The sequence below is a fragment of the Streptomyces sp. TE5632 genome (genome assembly GCF_054061295.1).
The window spans coordinates 5,487,069-5,512,914 of record NZ_JBSSEA010000003.1 but is presented as its reverse complement, the minus strand read 5'-3'; the positions used below and the strand labels follow the sequence as shown (position 1 = coordinate 5,512,914).

Genomic DNA, 25,846 nt, shown 5'->3' with positions numbered 1-25,846 from the left:
TGACGGCCACGGGGCCGCAGAGCACATTGGCGACACTCTGAGAGCGCTCTCAGGATCATCGAGCCGGGCTCTTCGAGCACTCCCCGCACACACCTGTGCACCCGCATCCGTTCTTGTGTCCGTATCCGCATCCGAGAGGCAGCCCCCACATGAGTGACACCTCCGGCACCCCCCGCAGATCCCGGTCCCTCCGCAGACCCCGCCCGCTGCGGCGGGCGCTGCTCGCCGTCGTCGGCACGCTCGGGCTCACCGCGGCCGCCGCCACGGCCGCCGTCCCGTCGGCGAGTGCCGCCGCCCCGCCCCCGCCGTCGGGCTGGAACCAGGTCTTCGTCGACGACTTCAACGGCGCCGCGGGCAGCGGTGTCAACACCTCCGACTGGCAGTACGCGACCGGCAAGGGATACCCGGGCGGCCCCGCCAACTGGGGCACCGGTGAGATCGAGACGATGACGTCGAGCCCGGAGAACGTCTCCCTCGACGGCAACGGCAACCTCCGTATCACCCCGCGACGGGACGCCTCCGGCAACTGGACCTCGGGCCGCATCGAGACCAACCGTTCCGACTTCCAGCCGCCCGCCGGGGGCACGCTGCGCGTCGAGAGCCGCATCCAGGTGCCGAACGTGACCGGCGCCGCCGCCAAGGGCTACTGGCCGGCGTTCTGGATGCTGGGCGCGCCGTACCGGGGCAACTACTGGAACTGGCCGTCCGTCGGCGAGCTCGACATCATGGAGAACACCCAGGGCAACAACACCGTCTTCGCCACGATGCACTGCGGCACCGCACCCGGCGGGCCGTGCAACGAGAACAGCGGCATCGGCGGTTCGACCACCTGTCAGGGCACGACCTGTCAGGCCGGCTTCCACACCTACCGGTTGGAGTGGGACCGCTCGTCGAGCGTGGAGCAGATCCGTTTCTACCTCGACGGAAACAACTTCCACACCGTGCGGGAGAACCAGGTCGACGCGACGACCTGGAGGAACGCCACCGACCACGGCTTCTTCATCATCCTCAACGTGGCGATGGGCGGCGGCTTCCCCGACGCCTTCGGCGGTGGCCCGGACGGCGGCACCCAGCCCGGCCACTCGATGCTCGTCGACTACGTCCAGGTGCTGAGCTCCGGCGGCGGTGGCACCACGCCCCCGCCGGCCGGCAACCGGAACGCCTACGGCACCATCCAGGCCGAGTCCTTCGACGCCCAGTCCGGCACGATGACGGAGACCACCTCGGACTCCGGCGGCGGCCAGAACGTGGGTGCGCTGGCGGGCGGTGACTGGCTGCAGTACAAGGGCGTCGATTTCGGCTCCTCCGCGGCCCGGCAGTTCTCCGCCCGGGTGGCGAGCGGTGCGCCGACCGGGGTCAGCGGCCTGGTCGAGGTACGCCTGGACAGCCGCGGTAACGCGCCCATCGGGAGTTTCGCGGTGGGCAACACGGGCGGCTGGCAGTCGTGGCGGACGATCCCGGCGAACATCACCTCCGTGACGGGCACGCACGACGTGTATCTGACCTTCACCAGCGGCCAGCCGCAGGACTTCGTGAACGTCAACTGGTTCACCTTCGGCCGCTGACCATCCACGGTGAGGGGGCTCCACGCGCGTGGGGCCCCCTCACCCATGCGGGCGGCCACCGGAAACCAGCACCTCGTGGCACCCCTCCGCTTGAAACGTCATACTTTTACTACTGAAGGTAAAGCGGCAGCCACTCCTTCGGACCGAAGGCTCCTTGAGGGTGAACGGGCGAAAAGCACGGGTACGGGCTCCGCCGGGATTTCTCGGAGGTGAAGGTTCCCGCTTCCCGGGACACCCTGTAGGGGGGAAGGCCCTCGACACCAAGGGAGCTGACGCGGAATGACCGAGGAGACGGGCGAGGCCGAAGGCGAAGGCGAGAACGAGGCCGGAGCCGGCTGGTCCAATCCCCTGCACGACCCCCGCGACCGCCGGCTCCCCCGGATCGCCGGCCCTTCCGGGCTCGTCATCTTCGGAGTGACCGGCGACCTCTCGCGCAAGAAGCTGATGCCGGCCGTGTACGACCTCGCCAACCGGGGTCTGCTGCCGCCGGGCTTCTCGCTGGTCGGGTTCGCCCGCCGGGACTGGGCGGACCAGGACTTCGCACAGGTGGTGCACGACGCGGTCAAGGAGCACGCCCGCACTCCGTTCCGCGAGGAGGTCTGGCAGCAGCTCATCCAGGGCATGCGGTTCGTGCCGGGTGACTTCGACGACGACACCGCGTTCGAGCAACTGCGAGCGTCCGTGGCCGAGTTGGACAGCGCCCAAGGCACCGGCGGCAACTTCGCGTTCTATCTCTCGGTACCGCCGAAGTTCTTCCCGAAGGTGGTCCGGCAACTGAGGAATCACGGGCTGGCCGACCAGAACGGCGGTTCCTGGCGGCGCGCGGTGATCGAGAAGCCCTTCGGCCACGACCTGAGGTCGGCCGAGGAGCTCAACGCGATCGTCCACGAGGTGTTCGCCCCGGACCAGGTCTTCCGGATCGACCACTACCTGGGCAAGGAGACCGTCCAGAACATCCTGGCGCTCCGCTTCTCCAATCAGCTGTTCGAGCCGATCTGGAACCGGTCCTTCGTGGACCATGTGCAGATCACCATGGCCGAGGACATCGGCATCAGCGGCCGGGCCGGCTACTACGACGGCATCGGCGCCGCCCGTGACGTCATCCAGAACCACCTGCTCCAGCTGATGGCGCTCACCTCCATGGAGGAACCGGCCTCCTTCGACGCGGCGTCGCTGCTCGCCGAGAAGCTGAAGGTGCTCCGGGCCGTGCGGCTGCCGAAGGACCTGGACCTGCACACCGTGCGCGGGCAGTACGCGGGTGCCTGGCAGGGCGGCGAACGGGTGTGCGGCTACACGGAGGAGGAGGGCATCGACGCGGGCTCCGCCACCGACACCTACGCCGCGATCAAACTGGGCGTCGACAACCGCCGCTGGGCGGGCGTCCCCTTCTACCTGCGCACCGGAAAGCGGCTGGGCCGCCGGGTCACCGAGATCGCGGTGGTGCTCCAGCGGGCGCCGCACTCCCCCTTCGGTTCCACGGCCACCGAGGAACTGGCCTCCAACGCGGTCGTCATCCGGGTGCAGCCGAACGAGGGCATGACGGTGCGGTTCGGCTCCAAGGTGCCGGGCACGTCCATGGAGCTCCGCGACGTGACGATGGACTTCGCCTACGGCGAGTCGTTCACCGAGTCCAGCCCGGAGGCGTACGAGCGGCTCATCCTGGACGTCCTGCTGGGGGACGCCAACCTGTTCCCCCGCCATCAGGAAGTGGAAGAGTCGTGGAGGATCCTCGACCCGATCGAGGAGCACTGGGCATCCCACGGCAGGCCCGCGCGGTACACCTCGGGCAGCTGGGGACCCGCGGAAGCCGACGAGATGCTCGCACGAGACGGACGGAGCTGGCGCAGGCCATGAAGATCGACCTCACCGACACCACGGCAAGCGATGTCAACAAGGCGCTGGTGCGGGGCCGCCGCGCCATCGGCACCCCCGCCGTGGGGATGGTCCTGACGATGGTGATCGTCACGGACGAGGAGAACGCCTACGACTCGATCAAGGCCGCCGAGGAGGCCTCGCACGAGCACCCCTCGCGCATGCTCGTCGTCATCCGGCGCCACGCCCGCAGCCTGCGCGAACGCACCCACCCGCGCCTCGACGCCGAAGTGCGGGTCGGTTCGGAGGCCGGCACCGGCGAGACCGTGGTCCTGCGGACCTACGGCGAGGTGTCCGACCACGCCGACTCCGTGGTGCTGCCGCTGCTGCTGCCGGACGCCCCGGTGGTGGTCTGGTGGCCGGCGGAAGGGCCCGAGCACCCGTCGAGGGACCCGCTGGGCGCGCTGGCCCAGCGCAGGATCACCGACCTGTACGCGGTCGAGGACCCTCTGGGGGTGCTGACCGCCCGGAGGCGTTGCTACGCACCCGGCGACACCGACCTGGCCTGGACCAGGCTGACGCCGTGGCGGTCCATGCTGGCCGCCGCCCTGGACCAGGCCCAGCTGACGGTGACGTCGGCGGCCGTGGAGAGCGAGGCCGACAATCCGAGCGCGGAGCTGCTGGCGCGCTGGCTGGAGGCCCGGCTGAACGTACCGGTCGAGCGGGTGGAGACGGCCGGTCCGGTGGTCACCGGCGTGCGCCTGGGCACGGTGGACGGCGAGATCGTCATCGACCGCCCGGAGGGCCCGATGGCCACGCTGTCGCTGCCGGGACAGCCGTCGCGGCGGCTCGCGCTGAAGGTGCGCCCCCTCTCCGAGCTGATCGCGGAGGAGCTCAGGCGTCTCGACGCGGACGAGATGTACGCCGTCGCCCTGCGCGGCGAGGCCACCGAGGAGGTCCCCGCCCATGTCTGACGCCCCCTCCCCCGCACCGACCCGGCGCCCCCGGTGGGCCGCCCTACCCGAACCCAGGAAGTGAACTGACATGCAGATCGGCCTTGTTGGTCTCGGCAAGATGGGCGGCAACATGCGTGAGCGCATCCGTGCCGCCGGACACACCGTCGTCGGCTACGACACGAACCCCGACCGCTCCGACGTCGGCCACCTGTCCGACCTCGTCGACCGGCTCGACGGGCCGCGTGTCGTCTGGGTGATGGTCCCGGCCGGCACGGTCACCCAGCACGTCATCGATCAGCTGGGGAGCCTGCTCAAGCCCGGTGACACCGTCGTCGACGGCGGCAACTCCCGGTGGACGGACGACGAGAAGCACGCCAAGGAGCTGGGTGCCCGGGGCATCGGCTTCGTCGACGCTGGTGTCTCGGGCGGTGTGTGGGGGCTGGAGCACGGCTACGCCCTCATGGTCGGCGGCGAGGAGGAGCACGTGGAGCGGTTGAAGCCGATCTTCGACGCGCTCAAGCCGGAGGGCCCGTACGGCTACGTCCACGCGGGCAAGGTCGGCGCCGGGCACTTCGCGAAGATGGTCCACAACGGCATCGAGTACGCCATGATGCAGGCCTACGCCGAGGGCTGGGAGCTGCTGGAGAAGGTCCCCTCGGTGGACAACGTCCGCGAGGTGTACCGCTCCTGGCAGCAGGGCACGGTCATCCGCTCCTGGCTGCTCGACCTGGCGGTCAACGCCCTCGACGAGGACGCCCACCTGGAGAAGCTGCGCGGCTACGCCGAGGACTCGGGCGAGGGCCGCTGGACCGTGGAGGCCGCCATCGACAACGCGGTGCCGCTCCCCGCGATCACCGCGTCGTTGTTCGCGCGGTTCGCCTCCCGGCAGGAGGACTCGCCGCAGATGAAGATGGTCGCGGCACTGCGCAACCAGTTCGGCGGCCACGCGGTCGAGTCCGCGGACCGGGACGACTTGGATCGGAAACGGGATCAGGACGAGGAGCAGGAACAGAAGCAGGAGCAGGAGGACTGGGCGTAGCGGTCGTGGGAGATCTCCTGCTGGCCCGGCACGGTGAGACGGAGTGGAGCAGGGCGGGACGGCACACCGGTGGTACCGATCTGCCCCTGACCCCGGGCGGCGAGGACCAGGCCAGGTCCCTGGCCCCGCTGCTCGCGGGCCGCGCCTTCGCGCTCGTGCTCACCAGTCCGCTGCTCCGTGCCCGGCGCACCGCCGAACTCGCGGGGCTGGCGGGGGCGGTACCGGAGCCGGACCTGCGGGAGTGGGACTACGGCGGCTACGAGGGCGTCACCACCACGGACATCCGACGCGCCCGGCCCGGCTGGGACCTGTGGACCGACGGGGTGCCGTCCGGTCCGGAGTTTCCCGGCGAGTCTGCCGCGCAGGTCGGCGAGCGGGCCGACCGGGTGCTGTCCCGGGTGGCCGGGGCGCTCGACGCGGGTGATGTGGTGCTCGTGGCGCACGGTCACCTGCTGCGGGTGCTGACCGCACGGCGGCTGGGCCTGCCGCCCACGGGCGGGCGGCTGTTCCGGCTGGAGACGGGGACGCTGAGCCGACTGTCGCTGGAGCACGGCAGCCCGGTGCTCGCGGAGTGGAACACCCGGCCCTGACGCCGACGCCCTGCCCTACGGCTGGGAGGTGAGGGCGGTCGACGTCCGGACGGCGTGTTGGGCGGCCAGCCGCACCGGTGCGTTGCGGGCGCCGTAGCCGCGGTGGCCGCCGTCGCGCTGGAGGAGTTCGAAGAACACCCGGCCGACGGTGCGGGTGTAGCAGTGCCGCAGGCTGCCGTGCTCGTCGCGGTCGTAGAGGATGCCCAGTTCGCGGTAGGTTTCCAGCTCGCCGTCGGCGAACTCGTGGCGGGCGGCGAGGTCGTCGTAGTAGTTCGCCGGGATCGGCAGCAACGGGACGCCCGCTTCGCGCAGCCGGCGGGCCGCGGCGACCACGTCGTCGGTGGCGAACGCGATGTGCTGGGCGTGCACGGTGTCGTCGCCGGGCGCGGCTTGGACGGTGAGGGCGATCCGGACGGTGCCGTCGGCGTTGCTGACCGCGCGGCTGCGCTGCAGCCCGTAGGGGTCGGCGACGTCGACGCTGTCCTCGGCCCGCAGCCCGAGCACGCTGCGGTGGAAGAGGACCGCCTCGTCGAAGTGGTGCCAGGGCTGGGTGAGCGCGAGGTGGTCGATGCGCCAGGTCCCCGGCATGGCAGACAAATCTGCTGCGGCGGACCTGGCCGCAGGCTCCCCCACGTCCTCGAAGTCGGCCCGCCAGCCGGCGAGTCGGGCGTCGCAGAAGAACAGTTCCGTGCCGTCGGGGGCGGCGACGGCGTCCAGCGGGGCGTCCTTCGGGTCGCGGCGGCGCGGCAGTACGGGCGCCAGCAGGGCCTCAGCGCGGGCGGCGGCACCGGCGGGGTCGGGCGACTCCAGGCCGACGGCGGCGAGTCGGGTGCCGTCGCGGCGGACGGCCGTACCGGTGTTGACGAGGAGGCGGGCCTCGCCCTGCTGCCAGAGGTCGACGGGTTTGCTCCGGTGCCGGGCGGTGCGGGTGAAGCCGAGGGCGCCCAGCAGTCCGGTGAGGGGTTCGGCGTCGGCGGTGACGAGTTCGGCGAAGGCGATGCCGGTGGGGACGACGGGGACGGGCGGCTGCGCCACCCCCGCCTCCTCCTGGAGGACGAGCAGGGAGCGCCGGGCGTCCACGGCGGTCGGGGCGGCCTCGGCCTGCCGGAACACGTCGTTGAACACCTCCAGGGACAGCGGCCCGTCGTAGCCGGTGCGCAGGACGTGCCGGACGAGTCCGGCGACGTCGAAGCCGCCCTGTCCGGGGAAGCAGCGGTGGTGGCGGCTCCACTGGAGGACGTCCATCGCGGGCAGCGGGGCGTCGGCCAGCTGGAGGAAGAAGATCTTCTCGCCGGGGATGTCCTCGATGCCCTTGGGGTCGGAGCCCCTGGAGAGGATGTGGAAGCTGTCCAGGCAGGTGCCGAGCGCCGGGTGCCCGGCCGCCTCGACGATGCGCCAGGCATGGTCGTACGTGCTGACGTGTCGCCCCCAGGCCAGCGCCTCGTACGCGACCCGGATACCGAAGTCCTGTGCCAGATCGGCGAGTTCGCTCAGCTGCGCGGCGGCGAGAGCGTCGTCGTCGATCGCCTCGGGGTCGACGCTGGAGCAGACCAGCACGGTGTCGGCGCCGAGTTCGCCCATCAGCTCGAACTTGTGCCGGGCGCGGCGCAGGTTGCGGGCGAACGCCTCGGCGGGCACGGCCTCGATGTCCCGCAGCGGCTGGTAGAGGTCGATGCCGAGTCCGAGGTCGAGGCAGCGGGCGCGGATCTCCCGTGGCGTGAGCGGGCTGGCGAGCAGGTCGTTCTCGAAGACCTCCACGCCGTCGAAGCCGGCGCGGGCGGCGGCCGTGAGTTTCTCGGTGAGGGTGCCGCTGAGGGAGACGGTGGCGATGGACGTACGCACGTCGGTACCTCTGCTTCCGTGAAGTTCCGTGCTCTGAGGGCTCTGGGGGCTCTGGGGGCTCTGGGGGTTCTGGAGGCTCTGGGGGTTCTGGAGGCTCTGGGGGCTATTTGGGTGCTGCGACGGGGCCGGTGAGTTCGGTGAGGTCCGCGAGCATGCGGGCCCGGTCGGGTTCCCGCCCGGTGAACAGGCGGAACGCGTCCGCGGCCTGGAAGGCGGCCATGCCGCCGCCGTCGAGGGTGGCGCAGCCCGCCGCGCGGGCGGTGCGCAGGAGCTCGGTCTCCAGGGGGCGGTAGACGACCTCGGCGACCCACAGCCCGGGGTGCAGCAGCTCCGCGGGCAGCGGCAGTCCCGGGTGGGCGGCCATGCCGGTGGGGGTCGCGTGCACCAGGCCGCCGCTGCCGTCGGCGGCGGCCAGGAGCTTTGGCAGCCGGTCCAGGGGGGCGGCTGCGGCGCGGTCCGCTCCGAAGGTCCGGTTCAGGGAGTCGGCGAGTTCGTCGGCGCGCTCGGGCAGGGCGTCGGCCACGGTGACCCGTCCGGCGCCGAGGGTGAGCACGGCGTGCGCGACGGCGGCACCGGCGCCGCCCGCGCCGAGCTGCACCACCCGCTCCAGCGGCACGTCGGGCAGGCTGCGGGCGAAGGAGGCGGCGAAGCCGGTGACGTCCGTGTTGTGGCCGACGGCCCGGCCGCCCTCGAAGACGACGGTGTTGACCGCGCCGAGCGCCTCGGCCTGCGGATCGAGTGCGTCGAGATGCTCGACGACGAGCCGTTTGCACGGGTGGGTGATGTTGAGCCCGTCGAATCCGAGCAGCCGCGCGGCACGCAGCAGCTCGCCCACCGCCTCGGGCGGTACGCCGATCACGTCGAGGTCGAGGAGCCGGTACAGACAACGCAGGCCCTGCCGGTCGGCCTCCCGCTCGTGCAGCGCGGGGCTGAGCGACGGGCCGATGCCGGAGCCGATCAGCCCGACGAGATACGAGTCCTTGAGCACCGGGGCCTCCAGAGACCACTCACTAATGTACGAACCAGTACGTTAGCTATATCAGCCGGTCGGGGCCTCGTGGAAGCCCCGGCAGGCCGACGACGGCTCCCTTCTAGAATCACCGGCACCGCACACCCTCACTCGAAGGAACTCCATGACCAGCGTCGAAGAACCGGCACGGCCCGGCGAGCGCATCCGTGACGCCGCCCGCACCAGGGCCGAGATCCTCGACGTGGCGACGCGGGAGTTCGCGCGGGCCGGCTACGACGGGGCCCGCGTCGACGAGATCGCCGCCCGCACCAGCACCACCAAGCGGATGATCTACTACTACTTCGGCGGCAAGGAACGGCTGTTCACGGCCGTGCTGGAGCGCGCGTACGGCGTGATCCGCGAGGCCGAGCAGCAGTTGGACGTCGACCATCTGGACCCGGTGGCGGCCATCCGGCGGCTGGCGGAGGTGACCTTCGACCACCATGAGCGGCACCCGGACTTCATCCGCCTGGTGAGCATCGAGAACATCCACGGCGCGGAGCACATCACGGCCTCCGAGGAGCTCGGCCGGATGGGCTCGCCGGCGCTCGACGTGATCCGCCGGATCCTGGCCGCGGGGCAGGAGTCGGGCCTGTTCACGGCCGATGTGGACGCCGTCGACCTGCACGCGATGATCAGCTCGTTCTGCTTCTTCCGGGTGTCCAACCGGCACACCTTCGGCGCGCTGTTCGGCCGCGACCTGGTCGCCCCGGACCGGCGCGAGCACTACCGGGCGATGCTGGGCGACATGGTGATCGCGTACCTGACGGCGGAGCGGGCCGCGGACTGACCGGCGGAGGGCATCGCCCCTCCGCCCCGGCGAACCCTGGACCGACTCCGTACGACGCCACCTCTTGACACCGCGGGCCGTCGGGCGCAGCATCCCTACCCAGCCGCGACTAACTATCCAGTGGGTTAATTAGCGCACCGGCTTCTCCCCTCAGCTCATCCTCCGCGTGCCGTCGTGGAGTCCCCTCGAAGGAGCCCGCCGTGTCCGTCCCCGCACCGCCCCGCGACGCCTCCCCGCCCGGACAGCCGAAGAAGGCGGCGACCGCCGCCTGGATCGGCAGCGCCCTGGAGTACTACGACTTCTTCATCTACGGCAGCGCGGCGGCGCTGATCTTCCCGGAGGTGTTCTTCGACGACTCCGACCCGGCCACCGCGACTCTGCTGTCGCTGGCGACGTTCGGTGTCGCGTACGCGGCCCGGCCCCTCGGCGCGCTGTTCCTCGGCCACTACGGGGACCGGGTCGGCCGTAAGAAGATCATGGTCTTCACGCTGATGCTGATGGGCGTGTCGACGTTCCTCATCGGCTGTCTGCCCACCCGTGACCAGGTCGGCACCCTCGCGCCGGTCCTGCTGGTGCTGTGCCGCATCCTGCAGGGCATCTCGGCGGCCGGTGAACAGGCCAGCGCGAACTCGATGACCCTGGAGCACGCGCCGCCCCACCGGCGCGGCTTCTTCACCAGCTTCACCCTGAGTGGTACGCAGGGCGGCCAGCTGCTGGCCACGCTGGTCTTCATCCCGGTGGCCGCGATGCCCGAGGAGCAGTTGCTCTCCTGGGGCTGGCGGGTGCCGTTCTGGATGAGCGTCGCGGTCGCCGTGGTCGGGTACGTCATCCGCCGCAAGCTGGACGAGACCCCGGCCTTCGAGCAGCAGACCACCACCGAGGGGGTCGTGAAGCTGCCCCTGGTCGTGCTGCTGCGCGAGCACTGGGCGGACGTCCTGCGGGTGGTCGCGGGTGCGCTGATCGCCTCGGTCAGCACGATCTTCACGGTGTGGGCGCTGGCGTACGCGACCAGTGACGCGGTCGGCATGTCCCGCACGTCGATGCTGTGGGTGGCCGCGCTGGCGAACGTCGCCGCGCTCGCCGCGATCCCCCTGTGGGCCGTGCTCTCCGACCGGATCGGCCGCCGCCCGGTCTTCCTGGTCGGCGCCGTCGGCAGCGCGGTGACGATGTTCCTGTACCTGTGGGTCGTCTCCACCGGCAACTTCGCCCTGACGATGCTGCTGGGCATCCTCGCCTTCGGTGTCGTCTACAGCGCCGCGAACGGTGTGTGGCCGTCCTTCTACGGCGAGATGTTCCCGACCCGGGTGCGGCTCTCGGGCGTGGCGATCGGCACTCAGATCGGCTTCGCCGTGGCCGGCTTCGCGGTCACCTTCGCCGCGCAGATCGCGGGCCCGGACGGTGACGACTGGACGGCGGTGGCGCTCTTCACGGCCGCCCTGTGCGTCCCGCCGGTGGTCGCGGCGCTCTCCGCGCGGGAGACCCACCGCGTCCCGACCGAACTGCTCGGCGAACGCGCGGCCGACGGCGTGACCCGGCCGGAGAAGGCAACGGCCTGACCCCGCTCGCCCCGACCCCCGGAGCCGGCCCCGGCCCCGGGGGTCTCGCGTCGGCGCGGCCGAGGGCCCTACGCCTCGCCGCGCCGGGGGATCCCGTACGCCCGTTCCACCCGCAGTCGCAGTACGAGGCGGCGGTCGCGGACCATGGCGGCGCGGTAGTCGTCCCAGTCGGGGTGTTCGCCGTTGACGTCGCGGTAGAGCCGGATCAGTTCCCGCACCGTCTCGTCGTGCGGATCGGCGGCGACGGGGGACAGTTCGGCGGTGCCCTCGGCGACCGTGTACGCCCACCGGTCGGGGGTGGTCACGTGGTAGGACGCCCGGGGGTCCCGCCGCAGGTTGCGGGTCTTGGCCCGGTCGTCCGTGATCGAGACACGGATCAGCCGCTCGTCGGGGTAGTAGGCGTGGTTGACGTTCGACAGCTGGGGCCGGCCGTCCTGTTTCAGCGTGACGAGCACGCCACCGTTGTGATCACCGATCAGTGCGAGCAGCGCGGGCAGTGTGTCCTGTGTCATACCCGGTGCAACGCCCGCACCGGCCCCGTCGTTCCCGTCGTCCTCGCCGTCCGCCCTGATTCGCCGGTGTGTTCACCCGGCCCGACGAGGTCTGACGTGCTCCGGGCGGGGTATCCCGGACTCGGCTTGTGAGCGTGATCGAAGGAGTGCGCGATGGGACTGCTGCGGCAGGAGGCCGACCCGGCGGAGACCGGACTGGACGCGGAGGCGCTGGACCGGCTGGACCGGCACTTCGCGCACGAGGTCGACGAGGGGCGGCTGCCCGGCTTCCTCGTCGCCGTCGCGCGGGGCGGGCGGGTCGGCACCTGACGGCGTACGGGCGGCGGGACGTCGCGGCCGGGCTGCCGCTGCGGGGCCGTCCCCGGTTCCTGTCCGGCAGCGGGGGGACGGCGGTCTCCGCCCACGACATGCACCGTTTCATGGGACTGCTGCGCCGGCGGGGCGAACTGGACGGTGTCCGGCTGCTCACCCCGGCCACGGTGGACCTGACGACCCGCAACCGCCTCCCCGGCGGCGCCGATCTGCGCGCCTTCGGCAGCCGTCCGGCCCACGACGAGCCCGGCAACGAGGGCATCGGCTTCGGGCCTCGGTGTCTCCGTCGTCGTCGACCCGTCCCGTACGCGGGCCCCGTCCGGCCTCGGCACGTACGGCTGGACCGGGGTCGCCACCACCGCGTTCTGGGTCGACCCGGGCCGCGACCTGACCGTGCAGTTCTACACGCAGGTGCGGCCCCGGTCCTCCCACTCGGTGTTCCCGGACCTCAGGCGGCTGGTGCACGAGGCCGTGACCGGCTGAACGCAGTCCGGCCGGACGCCGGTTCGCCGCCGGGGGTGCCGGGGCCGGTGGGCCGTCAGGACCAGTGCGCCACCGCGTCCAGGTGGGGCAGGTCGTGGTCGAGGCGTTCCCGCTTGGTCCGCAGGTAGGTGATGTTGCTCTCGCACGGCGGTATCAACAGCGGTACCTGCTCGGCGACCTGGATACCGTGCCGTACCAACGCCTCGTGCTTGCGGGGGTTGTTGGACATCAACCGCACCGACCGTACGCCCAGGTCCTGGAGCATGCCGGCGGCGACACCGTAGTCGCGGGCGTCCACCGGCAGGCCGAGGGCGAGGTTCGCCTCGACGGTGTCCAGCCCCTCCGCCTGCAGGGCCATCGCGCGCAGCTTCGCCAGCAGGCCGATGCCGCGGCCCTCGTGTCCTCTCAAGTAGAGGACGACGCCCGCCCCTTCGGCGGCCACCGCGCGCAGTGCGGCGGCGAGCTGGTCGCCGCACTCGCAGTGCTGGGAGCCGAACGCGTCGCCGGTCAGGCACTCCGAGTGCAGCCGGGTGAGGACCCGGTCCGTGCCGATGTCGCCGTGGACCAGGGCGACTTGTTCGTCACCGCGGTCGTGGTCGAGGTAGCCGACCGCCTGGAACTTTCCGTACACGGTGGGCAACGGCGCATTCACGACACGTTCCACGCCGGTCCGCTGGGGTGGCTTCTTGGCGAGTACGCCTATGTTTTCTGTCATGATTCTCGGGTTCCTAAGCAGAGACGAAAGGCCGTGAGGGTATGAGTGGTTCACAAAAGCGGTCGGCGGCATACGGCCCGGTCCACGGTCTGTTGCCGGCGGATACTACAGAAGATGTACGGAATCGGGGCGCCGACGTCTCACGGCAGATCGCGGTCCTTCCCGTCGGGAGTTTCGAGCAGCACGGCCCGTTCCTGCCGCTGGTGACCGACACGCTGGTGGCGTGTGCCGTCGCGAGGGAGATCGCCGACACGTACCCGGTGCATCTCCTCCCTCCGGTGACGATCTCGTGCTCGCACGAGCACGCGGCCTGGCCGGGAACCGTCTCCATCTCCTCCGTGACCCTTCACGCGGTGATACGGGACATCGCCGACTCGCTGCGCCGGTCCGGCGTGGACACCCTGGTGCTGGTCAACGGGCACGGCGGAAACTACGTACTGGGCAACGTCGTTCAGGAATCCTCCGCCCGCGGCGAGCGCATGTCGCTGTTCCCGGCGCCGGAGGACTGGGAGACCGCGCGCCGGCACGCCGGCGTGGTCACCTCGCTGCTCACCGACATGCACGCGGGGGAAATCGAGACCTCCGTCCTTCTGCACACTCATCCCGAATTGCTCCGTACCGGTTATGAGACCTCCGATCATGTCGCCGACGACCGGCGCCGGTTGCTCACCCTGGGAATGGCCGCCTATACCGATTCCGGTGTCATCGGACGCCCTTCACTGGGCTCCGCGGAAAAGGGCAGAGCGCTTCTGGCGAGCCTCGTGGATTCCTTCGGCGCGTATTTCTCGATGCTCACTTCCGGCAGCACCGCGACGGAGGCGGCGGCCCCGGCCGGTCCGGCGGGCGCCACCGGTTCGGCCGGCGCGGTGGGCGACGGCGCATAGGCCGTGTGCCCCTGGGCGCCGGGGGCGGCGGTGGCGCCCGTCCGCCGCCCGGAGCGCAGCTTCGCGTACCAGCGGGCGACGAGCACGATCACTCCGGGCAGGCTCGCCACGAGGCTGAGCACCCCGTAGACCACGGCGACGGCCAGCCCCCGGCCCGCGCCCAGTCCCGCGGCGCCGAACGCCCAGGCGGCGACGCCCTCCCGGGGGCCCCAGCCGCCGACGTTCAGCGGCAGCGCCATGGCGAGCAGCGCCAGTACGCCCAGCGGCAGCAGCTCGGTGACCGCCGCGCCGACTCCGGCGACGCGGGCGGCGAGGACGAACATCGCCAGGTATCCGGCGAGCACGACGAGGGAGGAGAGCAGCACACCCGGTCCGTTGCGCCGGGACAGCAGCCCCTCGCGGGCCTCGGCGAGTACCGGCCGCGGTGCCCGGTCCCGGCGTGAGGACGCCGACCGGTTCATGCGCAGGGCGAGGACGACGGCGCAGGCGCCGAGTGCGGCGAGGCCCACGAGCGGGACGGCCTGCCGCATGTCGTCCCGGACCGGGGACGGCATGGTCAGCAGCATCACGGCCCCGGCGGCGAACAGCGCCAGCTGTCCGGCGGCCCGCTCCAGCACCACGGACCGCACCCCGCGGCCCAGGTCACCGGTGCTCTGCCCGTGCCGCACCGCGCGGTGGACGTCGCCGAGGACGCCACCGGGCAGGGCCGCGTTCAGGAACAGGGCGCGGTAGTAGTCGGCGACGGCCGAGGCGAGCGGCAGCCGGATTCTCAGGCCCCGGGCCACCAGGGCCCAGCGCCAGGCGCTGAACACCGTGGTCACCAGCCCGATCCCGAGCGCCGCCAGCACGGCGGGCCCGTCGATCCGGCGCAGCCCGTCGAGGAGGACACCGGTGCCCAGGCGCCACAGCAGCACGGCGAGGATGAGGACACCGGCGGCGCTGCCGAGGCGGGTGCGCACGGCGGGGGTGTTGAGCCGGGCGAGGAGAGCGCGCGGGGCGCTGCCGGGGCGCGGTACCGGGGTGTCCAGGACCGGAGCGTCGGGAAGCGGGGGGTCCGGAGCCGGAGTGCCGGGGACCGGGGGGTCCAGGACCGGTGTTTCCACCGTCCGGGCACTCACGCGGCGGCGCCCGACGGCCGGCACAGGGCGAGCAGGTCGTTGTGGTGGACGACGACCCGCAGTTCGCCGGCCGCGCAGGCCTCCAGACGCTCGGTCAGGTAGCGGTCCGCGGGCTCCGCCAGTTCGGGGCGTTCCTCGACCGCCGCGCCGACCCAGCCCCGCAGCCACTGCGCGGTCAGTTCGGCCTGCTCGGGGCCGAGCCGCCAGGGACTCGGGTCGAGCCGTACGGTCGCGCCGTGTTCGGCGAAGGCCTCCGCGGCGACGGTGGCCGCGTCCGGGCCGAGCAGTCCGTCCCTGCGCTGGTGGGCGTTGAACGCCTCGGTGATCTCCTGGTCCAGCGGGTGCGGCGCGGTCAGTTCGACGCGTCCGGCCACCGAGAGCGTGAGCAGGGCCGGGCAGCCGGCTCCGGCGCAGGCGGCGGCGAGGGCGTCGACGTCCTCGCGGGTGAGGACGTCGAGCAGTGCGGACGCGGTCACCAGGGAGGCGCCGGCCAGGGCCTCCGGGGTGAGCCGGGCGACGTCGCCGCGCCGGGTCTCCACGCTGACGCGGCTGCCGTCGGCGGCGGACCGCGGGGAGGCGACGGCGGCGAAGTGGAGGAGGTAGGGGTCCCGGTCGTGCAGGATCCAGTGCTGGGCGCCGTCCAGCCGGGGCGCGAGCCAGCGGCCCATGGAGCCGGTGCCGCAGCCGATGTCGTGGACGACGGAACCGCCGGCCCGCTGCGGCAGGTTGGCGAGCCGGATGCGCAGCGGGTCGAGCAGGTCGTGGGCGCGTGCGTAGGCGTCGGCGGGCTCACGCAGTTGGAGCCACTCGGGCGCGTACCGGGCGGGTTCCCCGGTGTCGGCGGTGTCGGCCTCCCGCAGCCGGAGGGTGTCCCGCTCCCCGGGACGGAGCGCGGGACCGGCCCCGGGGATGACGGACTGCCGGGCGGCGGGACCGCCCGGTCCGCCCGGTGCCGTCGGCTGCGTCGCCTGGGCCGTCTGCGTTGTTGACGGGGTCTGCGTTGTTGACGGGCTGGTCATGCGGCCCTCCGGGGTTCGGTCGGAAGCCGGCGCAGTACCGCCGCCAGGCTCTGTGCGGTGCTCGCCCAGCCGCCGAGCGCGGCACGGCGGCCGCGCGCGGCCGCCTTCAACCGGCGGCGGACGTCCGCCTCGCCGAACCAGCCGCGGAGCTCGACGGCGATGGCGGCGGGGTTCTCCGGCGGTACGAGGATGCCGGGCACCCCGCCGTCGGGGGCGCGGCCGACCGCCTCGGGCAGGCCGCCGACATCGGTGGCCAGCACCGGGATGCCACGCGCCAGCGCCTCGGTGACCGCCATGCCGTACGTCTCGGCGTACGAGGTGAGGACCATCAGGTCGGCGGTGGCGTAACTGGCGTCGAGTTCGGCGCCGGATTTCGGTCCCGCCAGCTCCAGCCGGTCCTGGAGGCCGTACTCGTCGATCAGGGACCGCAGATGGGCGACGTACTCGGGGTCATGGCCGAGCCCGCCGACCAGCGCGCAGCTCCACGGCAGGTCGGACACCGCCGCCAGCGCCTCGACCAGCCGGTGCTGGCCCTTGCGCGGGGTGACCGCGGCGACGCACAGCAGCCGGGAGACGCCGTCGGTGCCGGAGGCGAGGGGCGCGATGTCGGCGCCGGGAGCGGCGACATGGACCCGGTCGGGTGCGAGCCCGTGGTGGGAGACGAGACGGCGTACCGCCCAGTCGCTGGTGCCGATGACGGCCGGCACCGCGCGCAGCACCGTACGCTCACGGGCGTCCAGGTCGGCGGCGACCGCCGGGTCGAGCCCGGTCTCGTCGCCGAGCGGGAGGTGGACGAGGACGGCCATCCGCAGCCGTTCCGCCTCCGGGACGATGATCTCGGGGACCCCGCAGGCGACCAGTCCGTCCAGCAGGACGACGGCGCCGTCGGGCAGTTCGCGCAGGGTGCGGGCGAGCGCGGTGCGGGCGGCGGCGTCCGGGCGGGGCCAGTCACCGGCCACGGCGTGCCGCTGCACCTCCCAGCCGAATCCGGGCAGGTCCAGACAGACGCGCCGGTCGTAGGCGTTGCCGCCGCTCGGTGCGGTCGGGTCGTCGACGCCGCCCGGCATCAGGAAGTGCACGGAGCGCAGGGACATGGGGATGATCCCTCCGTTCGCCGGGAAGGAGGCCTGCTGGGGGACGTAGTCCAGGCGGGCCCGCTGGGTGGCCGTGTCGGTCACGGTGGCGGTGGCGTCGTTCACAGCTCACGCTCGTAACTCGCCCAGGCGATGTGCGACTCGTGCAGGGTGACCGTGAGCCCCGCGATGCCTTTGGCGTTCTCGCCCAGCGCGCCCTTGTGGATGCGCTCGGCCAGCCGGTCGGCGACGACCTTGGCCAGGAACTCCGTGGAGGTGTTGGTCCCCGCGAAGTCGGGTTCGTTGTCGAGGTTGCGGTAGTTCAGCTCGCCGACGACGGCCCCGAGTTCCTGAGTCGCGAGGCCGATGTCGACGACGAGGTTGTCCTCGTCCAACTGTTCGCGCCGGAACGTGGCGTCCACGAGGAACGTGGCGCCGTGCAGGCGCTGGGCCGGTCCGAAGACCTCGCCATGGAAGCTGTGGGCGATCATGATGTGATCGCGGACGGTGATGCTGAACAACGGACGACCCTCCAGGTGCGGCGCGTCTGCCCCCCGGCCGATCGCCGCCGGGGATGCCGTGTAGTACGGCTGTTCGCCGTTCGGCGTTCAGCCTCCGGTACGTCTTTTCTCAGGTCAGGCGGTGCCCCTTTGATCAGGGCGTGGCCTGGTCGTAGCGGACGAGGTGGCACAGGGCCGGGATCTCGCCGGAGGCGAGGCGGGGCATGACGCCGGGCAGCTCCTCGAACGCGGACTCGCCGGTGATCAGCGCGTCGAGCGCGGGGTCGGCCAGCAGGTCGAGGGCGAGGGCGAGCCGGTCGGCGTAACTGCGGCCGGGGCGGGCCGGGGAGACCGTGCCGACCTGGCTGCCGCGGACGGTGAGCCGCCGGGAGTGGAAGGCCTCGCCCAGCGGGAGGCTCACCTTCCGGTCGCCGTACCAGCTCAGTTCGATCACCGCGCCCTCGGCGCCGAGCAGTTCGAGCGCCCGGGTGAGCCCCTGCTCGGTGGCGCTGGCGTGCACGACCAGGTCGCAGTCGCCCAGGGCGTCCCCGGGCAGCGCGAATCCGACGCCGAGGGCCTCGGCGATCTCGGCGCGCGCGGGGTCGGCGTCGACGAGCTGGACGCGCACGCCGGGGAAACGGGCCAGCAGCGCGGCCACCGAGCTGCCGACCATGCCGCCGCCGACGACGGCGATCCGGTCGCCGATCAGCGGCGCCGCGTCCCACAGGGCGTTGACGGCGGTCTCCACGGTGCCGGCCAGCACGGCCCGGCCGGCGGGCACGTCGTCGGGCACGGGTGTCACGGCGCTCGCCGGGACGACGTAGCGGGTCTGGTGCGGGTAGAGGCAGAAGACCGTGCGCCCGACGAGTGCCGCCGGCCCCTCCTCCACCACGCCCACGTTGAGGTAGCCGTACTTCACCGGTCCCGGGAAGTCGCCCTCCTGGAACGGCGCGCGCATCGCCGTGTGCTGGCTCTCGGGCACCCCGCCGCGGAAGACGAGGGTCTCCGTACCGCGGCTCACCCCGGAGTACAGCGAGCGCACCAACACCTCGTCCTCGCCGGGGGCGGGCAGGGCGATCTCGCGGATCTCACCTCGACCGGGCGAGTCGAGCCAGAACGCATGAGCGGTGCGGTTCATCGAATTCCTCCTGAACGAACGGCGAGTTGCACCCGTACCGAGTGGTGCACAGGCCGCGCACAAGGTAGCGGCGTTGATCGACTCTGTCACACGGCCGGAGGGTGTTCGGTGGCCCTGAACAACAGTTACGACGCGAGGCTCGTACAGCAGGAGACCGCTGTGGGGGCGGGCGTGCAGGTCCTGCTGCTGGCGCTTCTCGGTACGGCGATCGGCATGGGCCCGGCGGGCTGGCTGACCGGCCTCGCGTTCACCATCGCCACCTGGGCGGTGCTCTCCCGGGCCCTGCACCGGTCCCAACTGCGCTCGTTCGGCCCGGCCAACCGGGTCACGCTCGGCCGGGCGATCCTGGTGGGCGGGGTGACCGCGCTGGTCGCCGACTCCTTCCAGGACACTCCGCCCGTCTCCCTCCTCGTCGGACTGACCGCCGTGGCCCTCGTCCTCGACGGGGTGGACGGCAAGGTGGCGCGCAGGACCGGCACGTCGACCGCGCTGGGCGCCCGTTTCGACATGGAGGTCGACGCGTTCCTCATCCTGGTGCTCAGCGTGTACGTGTCGATGGCGATGGGCCCCTGGGTGCTGCTGATCGGCGGTATGCGGTACGTCTTCGTCGCCGCGGCCCGGGTGTGGCCGTGGCTGAACGCCGCCCTCCCGCCGAGCACGGCCCGCAAGACGGTGGCCGCGCTGCAGGGCGTCCTCCTGCTGGTGGCGGGCGCGGACCTGCTGCCGCACCTGGTCAACGTCGGGGTGGCGGCGCTGGCTCTGGGCCTGCTGCTGTGGTCGTTCGGCCGCGACGTCCTGTGGCTGTGGCGCACCTCGCGGCTGCGGCCCGCCTCACGCACCGAACAGCCGGTGCGCGAACTCGTCGCGGGGTGACACCTCCTCGACCCGTAGGCATGAAGTGGCGCCGACACGCCCCGAAGGGTTTGACACCACCCCGGCCCCCCTCTAAACCTACCGACATGACATTCGTTTTCAAGACGGTGGAGTGCCGATGAGGATCGCGTTCGTCGGCAAGGGCGGCAGCGGCAAGACGACGATGTCCGCCCTCTTCTCCCGTCACCTGGCGAGCACCGGCGCCCCGGTCCTCGCCATCGACGGCGACATCAACCAGCACCTGGCCGAAGCCCTCGCCCCCGCCGGGAGCACCCCGGTGACACCCCCTCCCCTGGGCCCGCGCCTGCACGACATCAAGACCTACCTGCGCGGCACCAACCCCCGCATCGCCTCCACCGAGTCGATGATCAAGACGACCCCGCCCGGCCGCGGCTCACGCCTCCTGCGCCTGCTGGGCGACGACGAACTGCACGCGCGGCACGTCGTCCGGGCCGGCGGTGTCCCGCTGATGGCGACGGGTCAGTTCGACGACAGCGACCTGGGCGTGGCCTGCTACCACTCCAAGCTGGGCGCGGTGGAGCTGTACCTCGGCCACCTGGTCGACGGGCCCGGCGAGTACGTGGTGGTCGACATGACCGCGGGCGCCGACGCCTTCGCCTCCGGCCTGTTCACCCGCTTCGACCTCACCTTCCTGGTCGCCGAACCCACCCGCAAGGGCGTCTCCGTCTACCGCCAGTACCGGGACCACGCCCGGGAGTTCGGCATCCGCATCGCGGTCGTCGGCAACAAGGTGACGTGCGAGGAGGACCTCCTCTTCCTCAAGGAACAGGTGGGCGACGACCTCCTGACCCACCTGGTGCACTCGGACTGGGTACGGGCGGCGGAACAGGGGCGGGCCACGCCGCACGGCCCGAACGCATCGGACCCCCTCGGCACGCTGGAGCCGCACAACCGCCACGCCCTGACCGTCCTGCGCGAGGCCGTCGACTCCCACCCCCGCGACTGGGACCGCCTCCACCGCCACGCCGTGGAGTTCCACCTCCGCAACGCCCGCTCCTGGGCCGACGCCCGCACGGGCGAGGACCTGGCGTCCCAGGTGGACCCGGAGTACCTCCCCGGCCCGGCGACCCTGCCCTGCTGACGCACCGTCACCCCCTCGGCGCCACTCCCCCTGGTCCGGCTGCCCTCTGTCGGGCTGCTCGATGCCGGTCGCGCGTCCGGCTGCTCGACACCGGCCGCGTCGAGCAGCCGGACCAGGTCCTTGCGTCCGTACCCGAGCAGCACCACACGGGCGCGACCGGATCGGCGGATGACATGTTCGCCCGGGAACGCCCCTGGCCTACGCGGCCACCGGAAAGCTGCCTTTCGGCACGGCCGCTTGACGCGAGTCCCCCGCCGCAGCCCCTGCACCCATCGCGAAACGGCCATCGGCCAAGGACATCGCAGAGCGTCCGTCAGCGCTACCTCTTACACGACTCCGGCGGCGGTGCCGGGGCGTCAGCCGAACCCCACCCGGGTTTTCACGCGGGACGGGTACCGGCCGGATCACTCCTTGGTGCAGTAGGGGCTCTTCTGGATTTTGGTGTAGTTGGCCTTGAAGCTGTCGTAGAAGGCCGCGTTGTCGATCTTGAGCAGGGTCTCGTCATACGCGCGGAGGCTGGGGTAGGTGTAGTTGTGGCTGCCGGTGAAGACGAGCTTCCGGTTGGCAGTGCCCAGATAGGTACCCTCGATGAGCATGTACTTGCTGTGAATGCCGATGACGCGCTGCGTCCCGTCGGCGTTCTGCGCGGTTCCGTCGCACCGCATGATGGAGGTGAGCTTTCCGGCGAGGATGCCCTGCACCTTGGTTCCGTAGTTGCCGTCCTCGGCATTGCGGACGAGCTCCACCCGGCAACCGGCCTTCTTCAGCGCCACCAGCTTGTCGGCGATCTGCGAGCGGGTGAAGGCGTACATGCCGATGCGGATCTGGGTGGCACCGCCGGCGCAGTCCACGTTGCCCAGCAGGGAGACGATCGTATCCGTGGACGCGTCGGTCGAGTAGGTGGTCCCCGAGGATTCCTGGCGGGGCATGAAGTAGGTCTTGTACGGACCGCTCTGCTGGGTCTTGTAGTACGTCGAGAGTCCGTTGCCCCCGTTGGAGCCGTACTTCTTGAGGTCCTGGAAGTAGGCGAGGTAGGTCGCGAAGAGGCCGGAGCCGTTGTCGGGGATGGTGACGGCGTTGTTGTAGAAGGTCTGGCGCTGTGCAGTGGTCAGGTTCGCCGAGGCCTGGAAGATCACGTTCTCGGTGCTGCCGACCTTGGAGAACAGGAAGAACTTGTTGTGGTCGATGGCGTGGCCAGTACCGATGGCGCGGTTGCCGATGCAGCCACGGCCTTTCGGGCAGGCCAGCACCCATGAGCGCTTGGCCGGCAGATCGGTGCTCAGTCCGTCCGCGAGCGCCCGGTACTGGCTGCCGCTGATGTCGACGGTGTCGTCGTCGACGATCAGCTTGACCAGCACTCCGCGCTGATCGGCGGCGAGCAGCGCATCCTTCACCTTGCTGTCGGTGATCTTGTAGATGCTGCCGTAGATTATGGAGCCCGCCGGGGCCCGGTTGATCAGGGACAGCAGCTGGTCCCGGATGGCGTCCTGCTGGGCCGTGGTGCCCACCGGATCATTGAACGTGGTGGTGAGGGGCACGGTGTCATCAGCCACGGCGGTCGTCGCGGGGACCCCCATGAGAGCCGCTCCCAGGACGGCGGCTGCCACGGGCGCAATATGACGCAGCTTCATTTACAACTTCCTTAAGAGATCGCGCGGTTGGGCGCGGGTGGGGGCCAGTTGCCGGAAGGGGCGGGCACAGGTTCCACGGTCATGGAGTTGCGAAGTTCTGTGATCATGGGGGACCTGCGCCTGCGCCGCCATCATGGCTGACCGAACCGCTGTGCGACCAACTCGCCGTCCTGCTGCCGCAGCGGCCCGAGTTCGATCCGACCCACCCGTTGGGCCGCCACCGACGCCGGATCGGCGACCGGCTCGTCTTCGGCGAACTGCTGCAAGTCCTTCGCTTCGGCGGCGGACCCGACCGGGCTGCGCGTCGAGGTGCCGGTGAGGAAGTGGGCCGGCCGGTCAGCGGTTCCGGGCGGCCCGTACAGGGGGATGGGCGCGGCACGTCGTATGTCCGCGAAGGGCGCCGCGTAGCAGGCGGTGAGCAGGTCCGCGCTGTGATCGGCGTGCAGGTGCGAGACCCAGATCGCGTCCAGCTCATCGAGCCGGACATGCCGCTGCGGCTGCGTCAGTCGGCCTGTGCTCGGGCGACGACGCTGGTGACGAACTGCTCCGCCGTCTCGCCCCGGGACCGGACCAGCAGGCGCAGGGGCTGCGGCAGTTGGTGGGGCAGGTCGGTGGGAGCCGTCACCAGCCAGCGTGTGTGCAGCGTCTTTCCCGTCCGGAGGGTGGTGGGGTGGATCGTGTGCTGGGGAAGGGCTTTCCAGTTGTCGGGGACGAGCAGTTGCGGGCTGACGACTGTGGTGGTTGTCGCTGTGACGGTGGTGGTGACCTTCACGGTCCTGCCCGGCTCCACGGGGACGAGGCCGTTGGGCGGTGTCTCGATGGTGAGGGTGAGCCGGGGGTCCTCTGTGCGCCATGACTGCCAGGCGGCAACTCCCACGGCGCCGCCCGAGGCGCGTGTGGCGGTGAGTCTGAGGGCGGTGGTGGTGACGGCCCTCTCCAGGAGGATCCGGTTGGGGGTTCCCGGCCGGGGGGTCTGCGGGGTGCGGTGCTGGCCGGGCAGGGGATGCCATCTGCCGTCCTGGCCGAGGTGGTGGAGTTCGTAGGAGTCGGGGGTGCGGACTCCGCCGCCGTCGTCGTAGAAGGAGATCCGCAGGTCCGACACGGGGGTGGGGACGCCGAAGTCCACGGCGAGCCAGTCGTCGGCGGCGTTGGGGCTGCCGTAGTTGGTCCATCGCGACGACGGGGTGTCGAGGTGGAGGTCCTGTCCGTCGATGGCCTTGGCCGGGCTGTCGAGGGGGAACGTGTACGAGGCACGCGCGAGGGGGTGGCCCTTCTGCTCGACGTTGGCCAGGTCGTCGACCTCGCGGGGCAGGGTGTGCTGCCTGGCCCTGCCGATGGTGAGCGTCACCGGCTCCAGGTCGGCCTGCCGGTGGATGCGCCGGCCGTCCAGCCAGACGCTCAGGCCCGCTCCGTGTCCGTAGTGCCGGCCGCTGCGGTCGAAGAGCACGCTGAGGTTGTGTCCGTGGTAGGGGAGGTTCTCCACGGCGAAGTGGTCCCATTCGCGCGGCACCAGTGGCGCAAGGGCAACGGTGGCGTCGGGCCGGCAACGGATCCCGAACAGCCCCGACAGGACCAGGTCGTTGAAGGTGGAGTGGTTGTAGTCCTCGCTGTGCCCGCGGCCGTCGTAGATCCAGCGGTCCTCGTCGGGGTGGTGCGCCTCGGCGACATACGGCTTGCCGTCCTTGCGATGGGTCAGGGCGTAGGCCCGGAGCACGGCGTAGTAGTCGGTGCGGTCGACGTGGGACTGGGCGGGGTAGTCGATGAGGAGGTTGGCCAGGGCGGTGAGCGTCTGGCTGGTGGCGAACGGCCAACTCGGACCGTTCCAGCGACAGCAGCCTTCGAGTGCCTGATACATGAACCACGGGCTGCGCCGCTCGACCGTGGTGGGGCCGAAAGGCGCGGAGAACCCCTCGGGATCGCGCAGTTGGGCCCATGCCGCAGCGTTGCCCGCCGGCGCCATGTGGAAGTACCACGGCAGGAAGCCGATCTGCTCGCGGTCGGCGAGCCTGCGCCGCTCGGGATTCCCGTCACGCATGACGTGCTTGTAGAACTGGTCCTCCTCGTCCCACAGCAGGCGCTCCTGCTGCACCTGCAGGGCACGGGCCCGCTCGTCGTAGCGGTCGGCCTTCGCCGCGTCGCCCCGGTGGCCGCGGCGCCGCAGGAGCGCGGCTATCGCCTTGGCGTCGCCGTACTGGTAGGCGTTGAGAGTGGGGCGGAACCCCTCACCACCGTGGTACGGGTCGTCGCTCTGGTAGGAGCTCGCGGTGTACTCCATCGCGTCCCACACCGGTGTCTGCCAGTAGAGGCCGACTTCGTCGTCGAACTGCGGAGACCATCGCCCCCACTGGCGCTCCAGCTCGTCGAGCAGACCCAGGGCCTGCTCCCATCTGCCGTCGGTCGACGCCCGGGCCACGACGGCGTCCGCGATCCAGAAGGAGTACTGGTGCGCCCAGTCGGTGGTGTTCTTGTTGAGGAAGTCCGTGGCCGGTTTGGGTCCTGAGCCGCTGCCGCGCAGCCAGTAGCCGATGTAGTCGTCGAGGTAGCGGTGGTCGCGCAGCCAGCGCGCCTCGCGGATGTGGTGGGCGGCAGCGGCGTTGATCCCGCCGTGCGGCGCGGAGTAGCCGACCGGCCCCAGGAACTCCGAGAGGATCCACCCTTCTTGGGGCCCGGTGTATTTCAGGGCGTGCTTGATCACGCGCCACCGGTAGTAGTAGGTGTCCCGGATGGCGGCGTCGGGCAGGTCGACGAAGGGGATGTTCGCCTCGTACCACTCGGCCTCCGGCAGGTCTCCCAGCAGTGACCGGTGGTCCAGGAAGGCCGTTCCGGGGCCCACCGCCGGATACAACGGAGACCCGATCGACCGCTTTCCGGCTGCGGGCGCCTCGCCCGGAGGGCTGCCGGATGCACTCACGCGTGCGGCCGCACCGGGCGGCACCGCACCGCTCAGGGCCACCGCGCCCAGGGCCGCAGCACCGCTGTGGAGAAGCCGCCGACGATCGAGGGCCATGCGAGTGCTCCTTCTGCGAGAACGAGTCGACAGGGCTGCCCGTGCGTCTGACGGACCGTGCCTGACAGCGTTGTCCGCCAGAGGTTGCCGGCTCAGACTGCCATGAGTCGGGTCCCCAGTTGAAGAGTCTGTGCAACGTTAGAAAGACAGATCCCGTACCCGGCCGGTGCCTTCGCCGAGCAACCGCACGGCTCGGGCACCGGGCTGCTGCCGTACGTCCTCGACACGGTGCCGGCCGCACCGGGGCCCGCCGGGCAGGTCGCGGCCCTCGGCGCGACGCTGAAGCACATCGCGGCGGACGAGGCTCCGCCGGACGGGCC

General features: G+C 71.5%; 21 protein-coding genes and 3 pseudogenes. 12 read left to right on the top strand and 12 right to left on the bottom strand.

The genetic code is table 11. The annotated features are described in order from the left end of the window. The first annotated feature begins 149 nt into the window (after positions 1 to 149). From ACVW19_RS30290 to ACVW19_RS30270, 5 genes and pseudogenes are all read left to right on the top strand, one after another. Positions 150 to 1,565, top strand: a complete 1,416-nt coding sequence (locus tag ACVW19_RS30290) for a glycoside hydrolase family 16 protein (RefSeq protein ID WP_457463396.1) — start codon at positions 150 to 152, stop codon at positions 1,563 to 1,565. Positions 1,566 to 1,844: 279 nt separating this feature from the next. Then, complete coding sequence (gene zwf, locus ACVW19_RS30285) at positions 1,845 to 3,419, top strand: glucose-6-phosphate dehydrogenase (protein ID WP_457463394.1); 1,575 nt, start codon at positions 1,845 to 1,847, stop codon at positions 3,417 to 3,419. After that, a complete protein-coding gene (opcA, locus tag ACVW19_RS30280; protein WP_457463392.1) occupies positions 3,416 to 4,351 on the top strand; it encodes a glucose-6-phosphate dehydrogenase assembly protein OpcA in 936 nt (311 codons plus the stop codon). Before zwf ends, opcA begins: the two co-directional genes overlap by 4 nt. Before the next feature lie 70 nt (positions 4,352 to 4,421). Beyond that, positions 4,422 to 5,291: pseudogene (gene gnd, locus ACVW19_RS30275) on the top strand (phosphogluconate dehydrogenase (NAD(+)-dependent, decarboxylating)); the annotation flags it as partial. 86 nt (positions 5,292 to 5,377) lie between these two features. Continuing rightward, positions 5,378 to 5,962: a histidine phosphatase family protein gene (locus ACVW19_RS30270; RefSeq protein ID WP_457463390.1), complete on the top strand. Its 585-nt coding sequence runs from the start codon at positions 5,378 to 5,380 to the stop codon at positions 5,960 to 5,962. A gap of 15 nt (positions 5,963 to 5,977) precedes the next feature. On the opposite strand, the gene ACVW19_RS30265 is transcribed toward ACVW19_RS30270, so the two are convergent. Together ACVW19_RS30265 and ACVW19_RS30260 are read right to left on the bottom strand one after the other, a co-directional pair. Beyond that, positions 5,978 to 7,804, bottom strand: coding sequence for a bifunctional sugar phosphate isomerase/epimerase/4-hydroxyphenylpyruvate dioxygenase family protein (locus ACVW19_RS30265; protein WP_457463388.1), 1,827 nt, complete (start codon positions 7,802 to 7,804; stop codon positions 5,978 to 5,980). A 103-nt stretch (positions 7,805 to 7,907) separates the two neighbouring features. Then, complete coding sequence (locus tag ACVW19_RS30260; protein ID WP_457463387.1) at positions 7,908 to 8,792, bottom strand: shikimate dehydrogenase; 885 nt, start codon at positions 8,790 to 8,792, stop codon at positions 7,908 to 7,910. A gap of 145 nt (positions 8,793 to 8,937) precedes the next feature. On the opposite strand from ACVW19_RS30260, the gene ACVW19_RS30255 reads away from it, so the two are divergent. Together ACVW19_RS30255 and ACVW19_RS30250 are read left to right on the top strand one after the other, a co-directional pair. Further along, a complete protein-coding gene (locus tag ACVW19_RS30255) occupies positions 8,938 to 9,603 on the top strand; it encodes a TetR/AcrR family transcriptional regulator (RefSeq protein WP_457463385.1) in 666 nt (221 codons plus the stop codon). A 200-nt stretch (positions 9,604 to 9,803) separates the two neighbouring features. After that, entirely contained in the window at positions 9,804 to 11,159 is a 1,356-nt protein-coding gene (locus ACVW19_RS30250; RefSeq protein ID WP_457463383.1) for an MFS transporter, read from the top strand. 68 nt (positions 11,160 to 11,227) lie between these two features. Here the strand turns inward: ACVW19_RS30250 and ACVW19_RS30245 are convergent, their stop codons facing one another. Continuing rightward, on the bottom strand, positions 11,228 to 11,671 hold the full coding sequence (locus ACVW19_RS30245) for a PPOX class F420-dependent oxidoreductase (protein ID WP_457463382.1): 444 nt from the start codon (positions 11,669 to 11,671) through the stop codon (positions 11,228 to 11,230). Between the two features lie 153 nt (positions 11,672 to 11,824). On the opposite strand from ACVW19_RS30245, the gene ACVW19_RS30240 reads away from it, so the two are divergent. Both ACVW19_RS30240 and ACVW19_RS30235 read left to right on the top strand, forming a co-directional pair. Further along, positions 11,825 to 11,980, top strand: coding sequence for a hypothetical protein (locus tag ACVW19_RS30240; RefSeq protein ID WP_457464908.1), 156 nt, complete (start codon positions 11,825 to 11,827; stop codon positions 11,978 to 11,980). Between the two features lie 29 nt (positions 11,981 to 12,009). Beyond that, positions 12,010 to 12,466, top strand: a pseudogene (locus tag ACVW19_RS30235) (serine hydrolase); the annotation flags it as partial. 55 nt (positions 12,467 to 12,521) lie between these two features. Here ACVW19_RS30235 and ribA read toward each other — a convergent pair. After that, a complete protein-coding gene (gene ribA, locus ACVW19_RS30230; protein ID WP_363042003.1) occupies positions 12,522 to 13,181 on the bottom strand; it encodes a GTP cyclohydrolase II in 660 nt (219 codons plus the stop codon). 41 nt (positions 13,182 to 13,222) lie between these two features. Here ribA and ACVW19_RS30225 point away from each other — a divergent pair. Next, positions 13,223 to 13,981, top strand: a pseudogene (locus ACVW19_RS30225) (creatininase family protein); the annotation flags it as partial. Here ACVW19_RS30225 and ACVW19_RS30220 read toward each other — a convergent pair. The 5 genes from ACVW19_RS30220 to ACVW19_RS30200 form a co-directional block, all read right to left on the bottom strand. Beyond that, on the bottom strand, positions 13,867 to 15,168 hold the full coding sequence (locus ACVW19_RS30220) for a lysylphosphatidylglycerol synthase transmembrane domain-containing protein (protein ID WP_457463380.1): 1,302 nt from the start codon (positions 15,166 to 15,168) through the stop codon (positions 13,867 to 13,869). The pseudogene ACVW19_RS30225 and the gene ACVW19_RS30220 overlap by 115 nt on opposite strands. Before the next feature lie 11 nt (positions 15,169 to 15,179). Further along, positions 15,180 to 16,202: a class I SAM-dependent methyltransferase gene (locus ACVW19_RS30215; protein ID WP_457463378.1), complete on the bottom strand. Its 1,023-nt coding sequence runs from the start codon at positions 16,200 to 16,202 to the stop codon at positions 15,180 to 15,182. Then, positions 16,199 to 17,401 carry a glycosyltransferase family 4 protein gene (locus tag ACVW19_RS30210; protein ID WP_457463376.1) on the bottom strand — a complete coding sequence of 401 codons (1,203 nt, stop codon included), beginning with the start codon at positions 17,399 to 17,401 and terminating at the stop codon, positions 16,199 to 16,201. The genes ACVW19_RS30215 and ACVW19_RS30210 overlap by 4 nt, the downstream gene beginning before the upstream one ends. Further along, positions 17,398 to 17,796, bottom strand: a complete 399-nt coding sequence (locus tag ACVW19_RS30205; RefSeq protein WP_457463374.1) for a 6-pyruvoyl trahydropterin synthase family protein — start codon at positions 17,794 to 17,796, stop codon at positions 17,398 to 17,400. The genes ACVW19_RS30210 and ACVW19_RS30205 overlap by 4 nt, the downstream gene beginning before the upstream one ends. 133 nt (positions 17,797 to 17,929) lie before the next feature. Continuing rightward, complete coding sequence (locus tag ACVW19_RS30200; RefSeq protein ID WP_457463373.1) at positions 17,930 to 18,913, bottom strand: zinc-dependent alcohol dehydrogenase; 984 nt, start codon at positions 18,911 to 18,913, stop codon at positions 17,930 to 17,932. Between the two features lie 108 nt (positions 18,914 to 19,021). Here ACVW19_RS30200 and ACVW19_RS30195 point away from each other — a divergent pair, with 108 nt between their 5' ends. Together ACVW19_RS30195 and ACVW19_RS30190 are read left to right on the top strand one after the other, a co-directional pair. Beyond that, positions 19,022 to 19,786 carry a CDP-alcohol phosphatidyltransferase family protein gene (locus ACVW19_RS30195; protein WP_457463371.1) on the top strand — a complete coding sequence of 255 codons (765 nt, stop codon included), beginning with the start codon at positions 19,022 to 19,024 and terminating at the stop codon, positions 19,784 to 19,786. A 118-nt stretch (positions 19,787 to 19,904) separates the two neighbouring features. Next, complete coding sequence (locus ACVW19_RS30190) at positions 19,905 to 20,888, top strand: ATP-binding protein (protein ID WP_457463369.1); 984 nt, start codon at positions 19,905 to 19,907, stop codon at positions 20,886 to 20,888. A 404-nt stretch (positions 20,889 to 21,292) separates the two neighbouring features. On the opposite strand, the gene ACVW19_RS30185 is transcribed toward ACVW19_RS30190, so the two are convergent. The 3 genes from ACVW19_RS30185 to ACVW19_RS30175 form a co-directional block, all read right to left on the bottom strand. Then, positions 21,293 to 22,495, bottom strand: coding sequence for a phospholipase D-like domain-containing protein (locus ACVW19_RS30185; protein ID WP_457463367.1), 1,203 nt, complete (start codon positions 22,493 to 22,495; stop codon positions 21,293 to 21,295). Between the two features lie 155 nt (positions 22,496 to 22,650). Continuing rightward, positions 22,651 to 22,785, bottom strand: a complete 135-nt coding sequence (locus ACVW19_RS30180) for a hypothetical protein (RefSeq protein WP_457463366.1) — start codon at positions 22,783 to 22,785, stop codon at positions 22,651 to 22,653. 236 nt (positions 22,786 to 23,021) lie between these two features. Beyond that, the gene (locus tag ACVW19_RS30175; RefSeq protein ID WP_457463364.1) at positions 23,022 to 25,526 is read right to left on the bottom strand and encodes an MGH1-like glycoside hydrolase domain-containing protein; all 2,505 of its coding nucleotides are present in this window, start codon (positions 25,524 to 25,526) and stop codon (positions 23,022 to 23,024) included. Positions 25,527 to 25,846: the final 320 nt, after the last annotated feature.

Bases quoted from the DNA above. Each gene is read 5' to 3' on its own strand.
- zwf (WP_457463394.1), top strand. From the start codon at position 1,845: ATGACCGAGGAGACGGGCGAGGCCGAAGGCGAAGGCGAGAACGAGGCC.
- ACVW19_RS30200 (WP_457463373.1), bottom strand. From the start codon at position 18,913: ATGAACCGCACCGCTCATGCGTTCTGGCTCGACTCGCCCGGTCGAGGT.
- ribA (WP_363042003.1), bottom strand. From the start codon at position 13,181: ATGACAGAAAACATAGGCGTACTCGCCAAGAAGCCACCCCAGCGGACC.
- ACVW19_RS30255 (WP_457463385.1), top strand. From the start codon at position 8,938: ATGACCAGCGTCGAAGAACCGGCACGGCCCGGCGAGCGCATCCGTGAC.
- ACVW19_RS30190 (WP_457463369.1), top strand. From the start codon at position 19,905: ATGAGGATCGCGTTCGTCGGCAAGGGCGGCAGCGGCAAGACGACGATG.
- ACVW19_RS30290 (WP_457463396.1), top strand. From the start codon at position 150: ATGAGTGACACCTCCGGCACCCCCCGCAGATCCCGGTCCCTCCGCAGA.
- opcA (WP_457463392.1), top strand. From the start codon at position 3,416: ATGAAGATCGACCTCACCGACACCACGGCAAGCGATGTCAACAAGGCG.
- ACVW19_RS30240 (WP_457464908.1), top strand. From the start codon at position 11,825: ATGGGACTGCTGCGGCAGGAGGCCGACCCGGCGGAGACCGGACTGGAC.
- ACVW19_RS30245 (WP_457463382.1), bottom strand. From the start codon at position 11,671: ATGACACAGGACACACTGCCCGCGCTGCTCGCACTGATCGGTGATCAC.
- ACVW19_RS30215 (WP_457463378.1), bottom strand. From the start codon at position 16,202: ATGACCAGCCCGTCAACAACGCAGACCCCGTCAACAACGCAGACGGCC.
- ACVW19_RS30175 (WP_457463364.1), bottom strand. From the start codon at position 25,526: ATGGCCCTCGATCGTCGGCGGCTTCTCCACAGCGGTGCTGCGGCCCTG.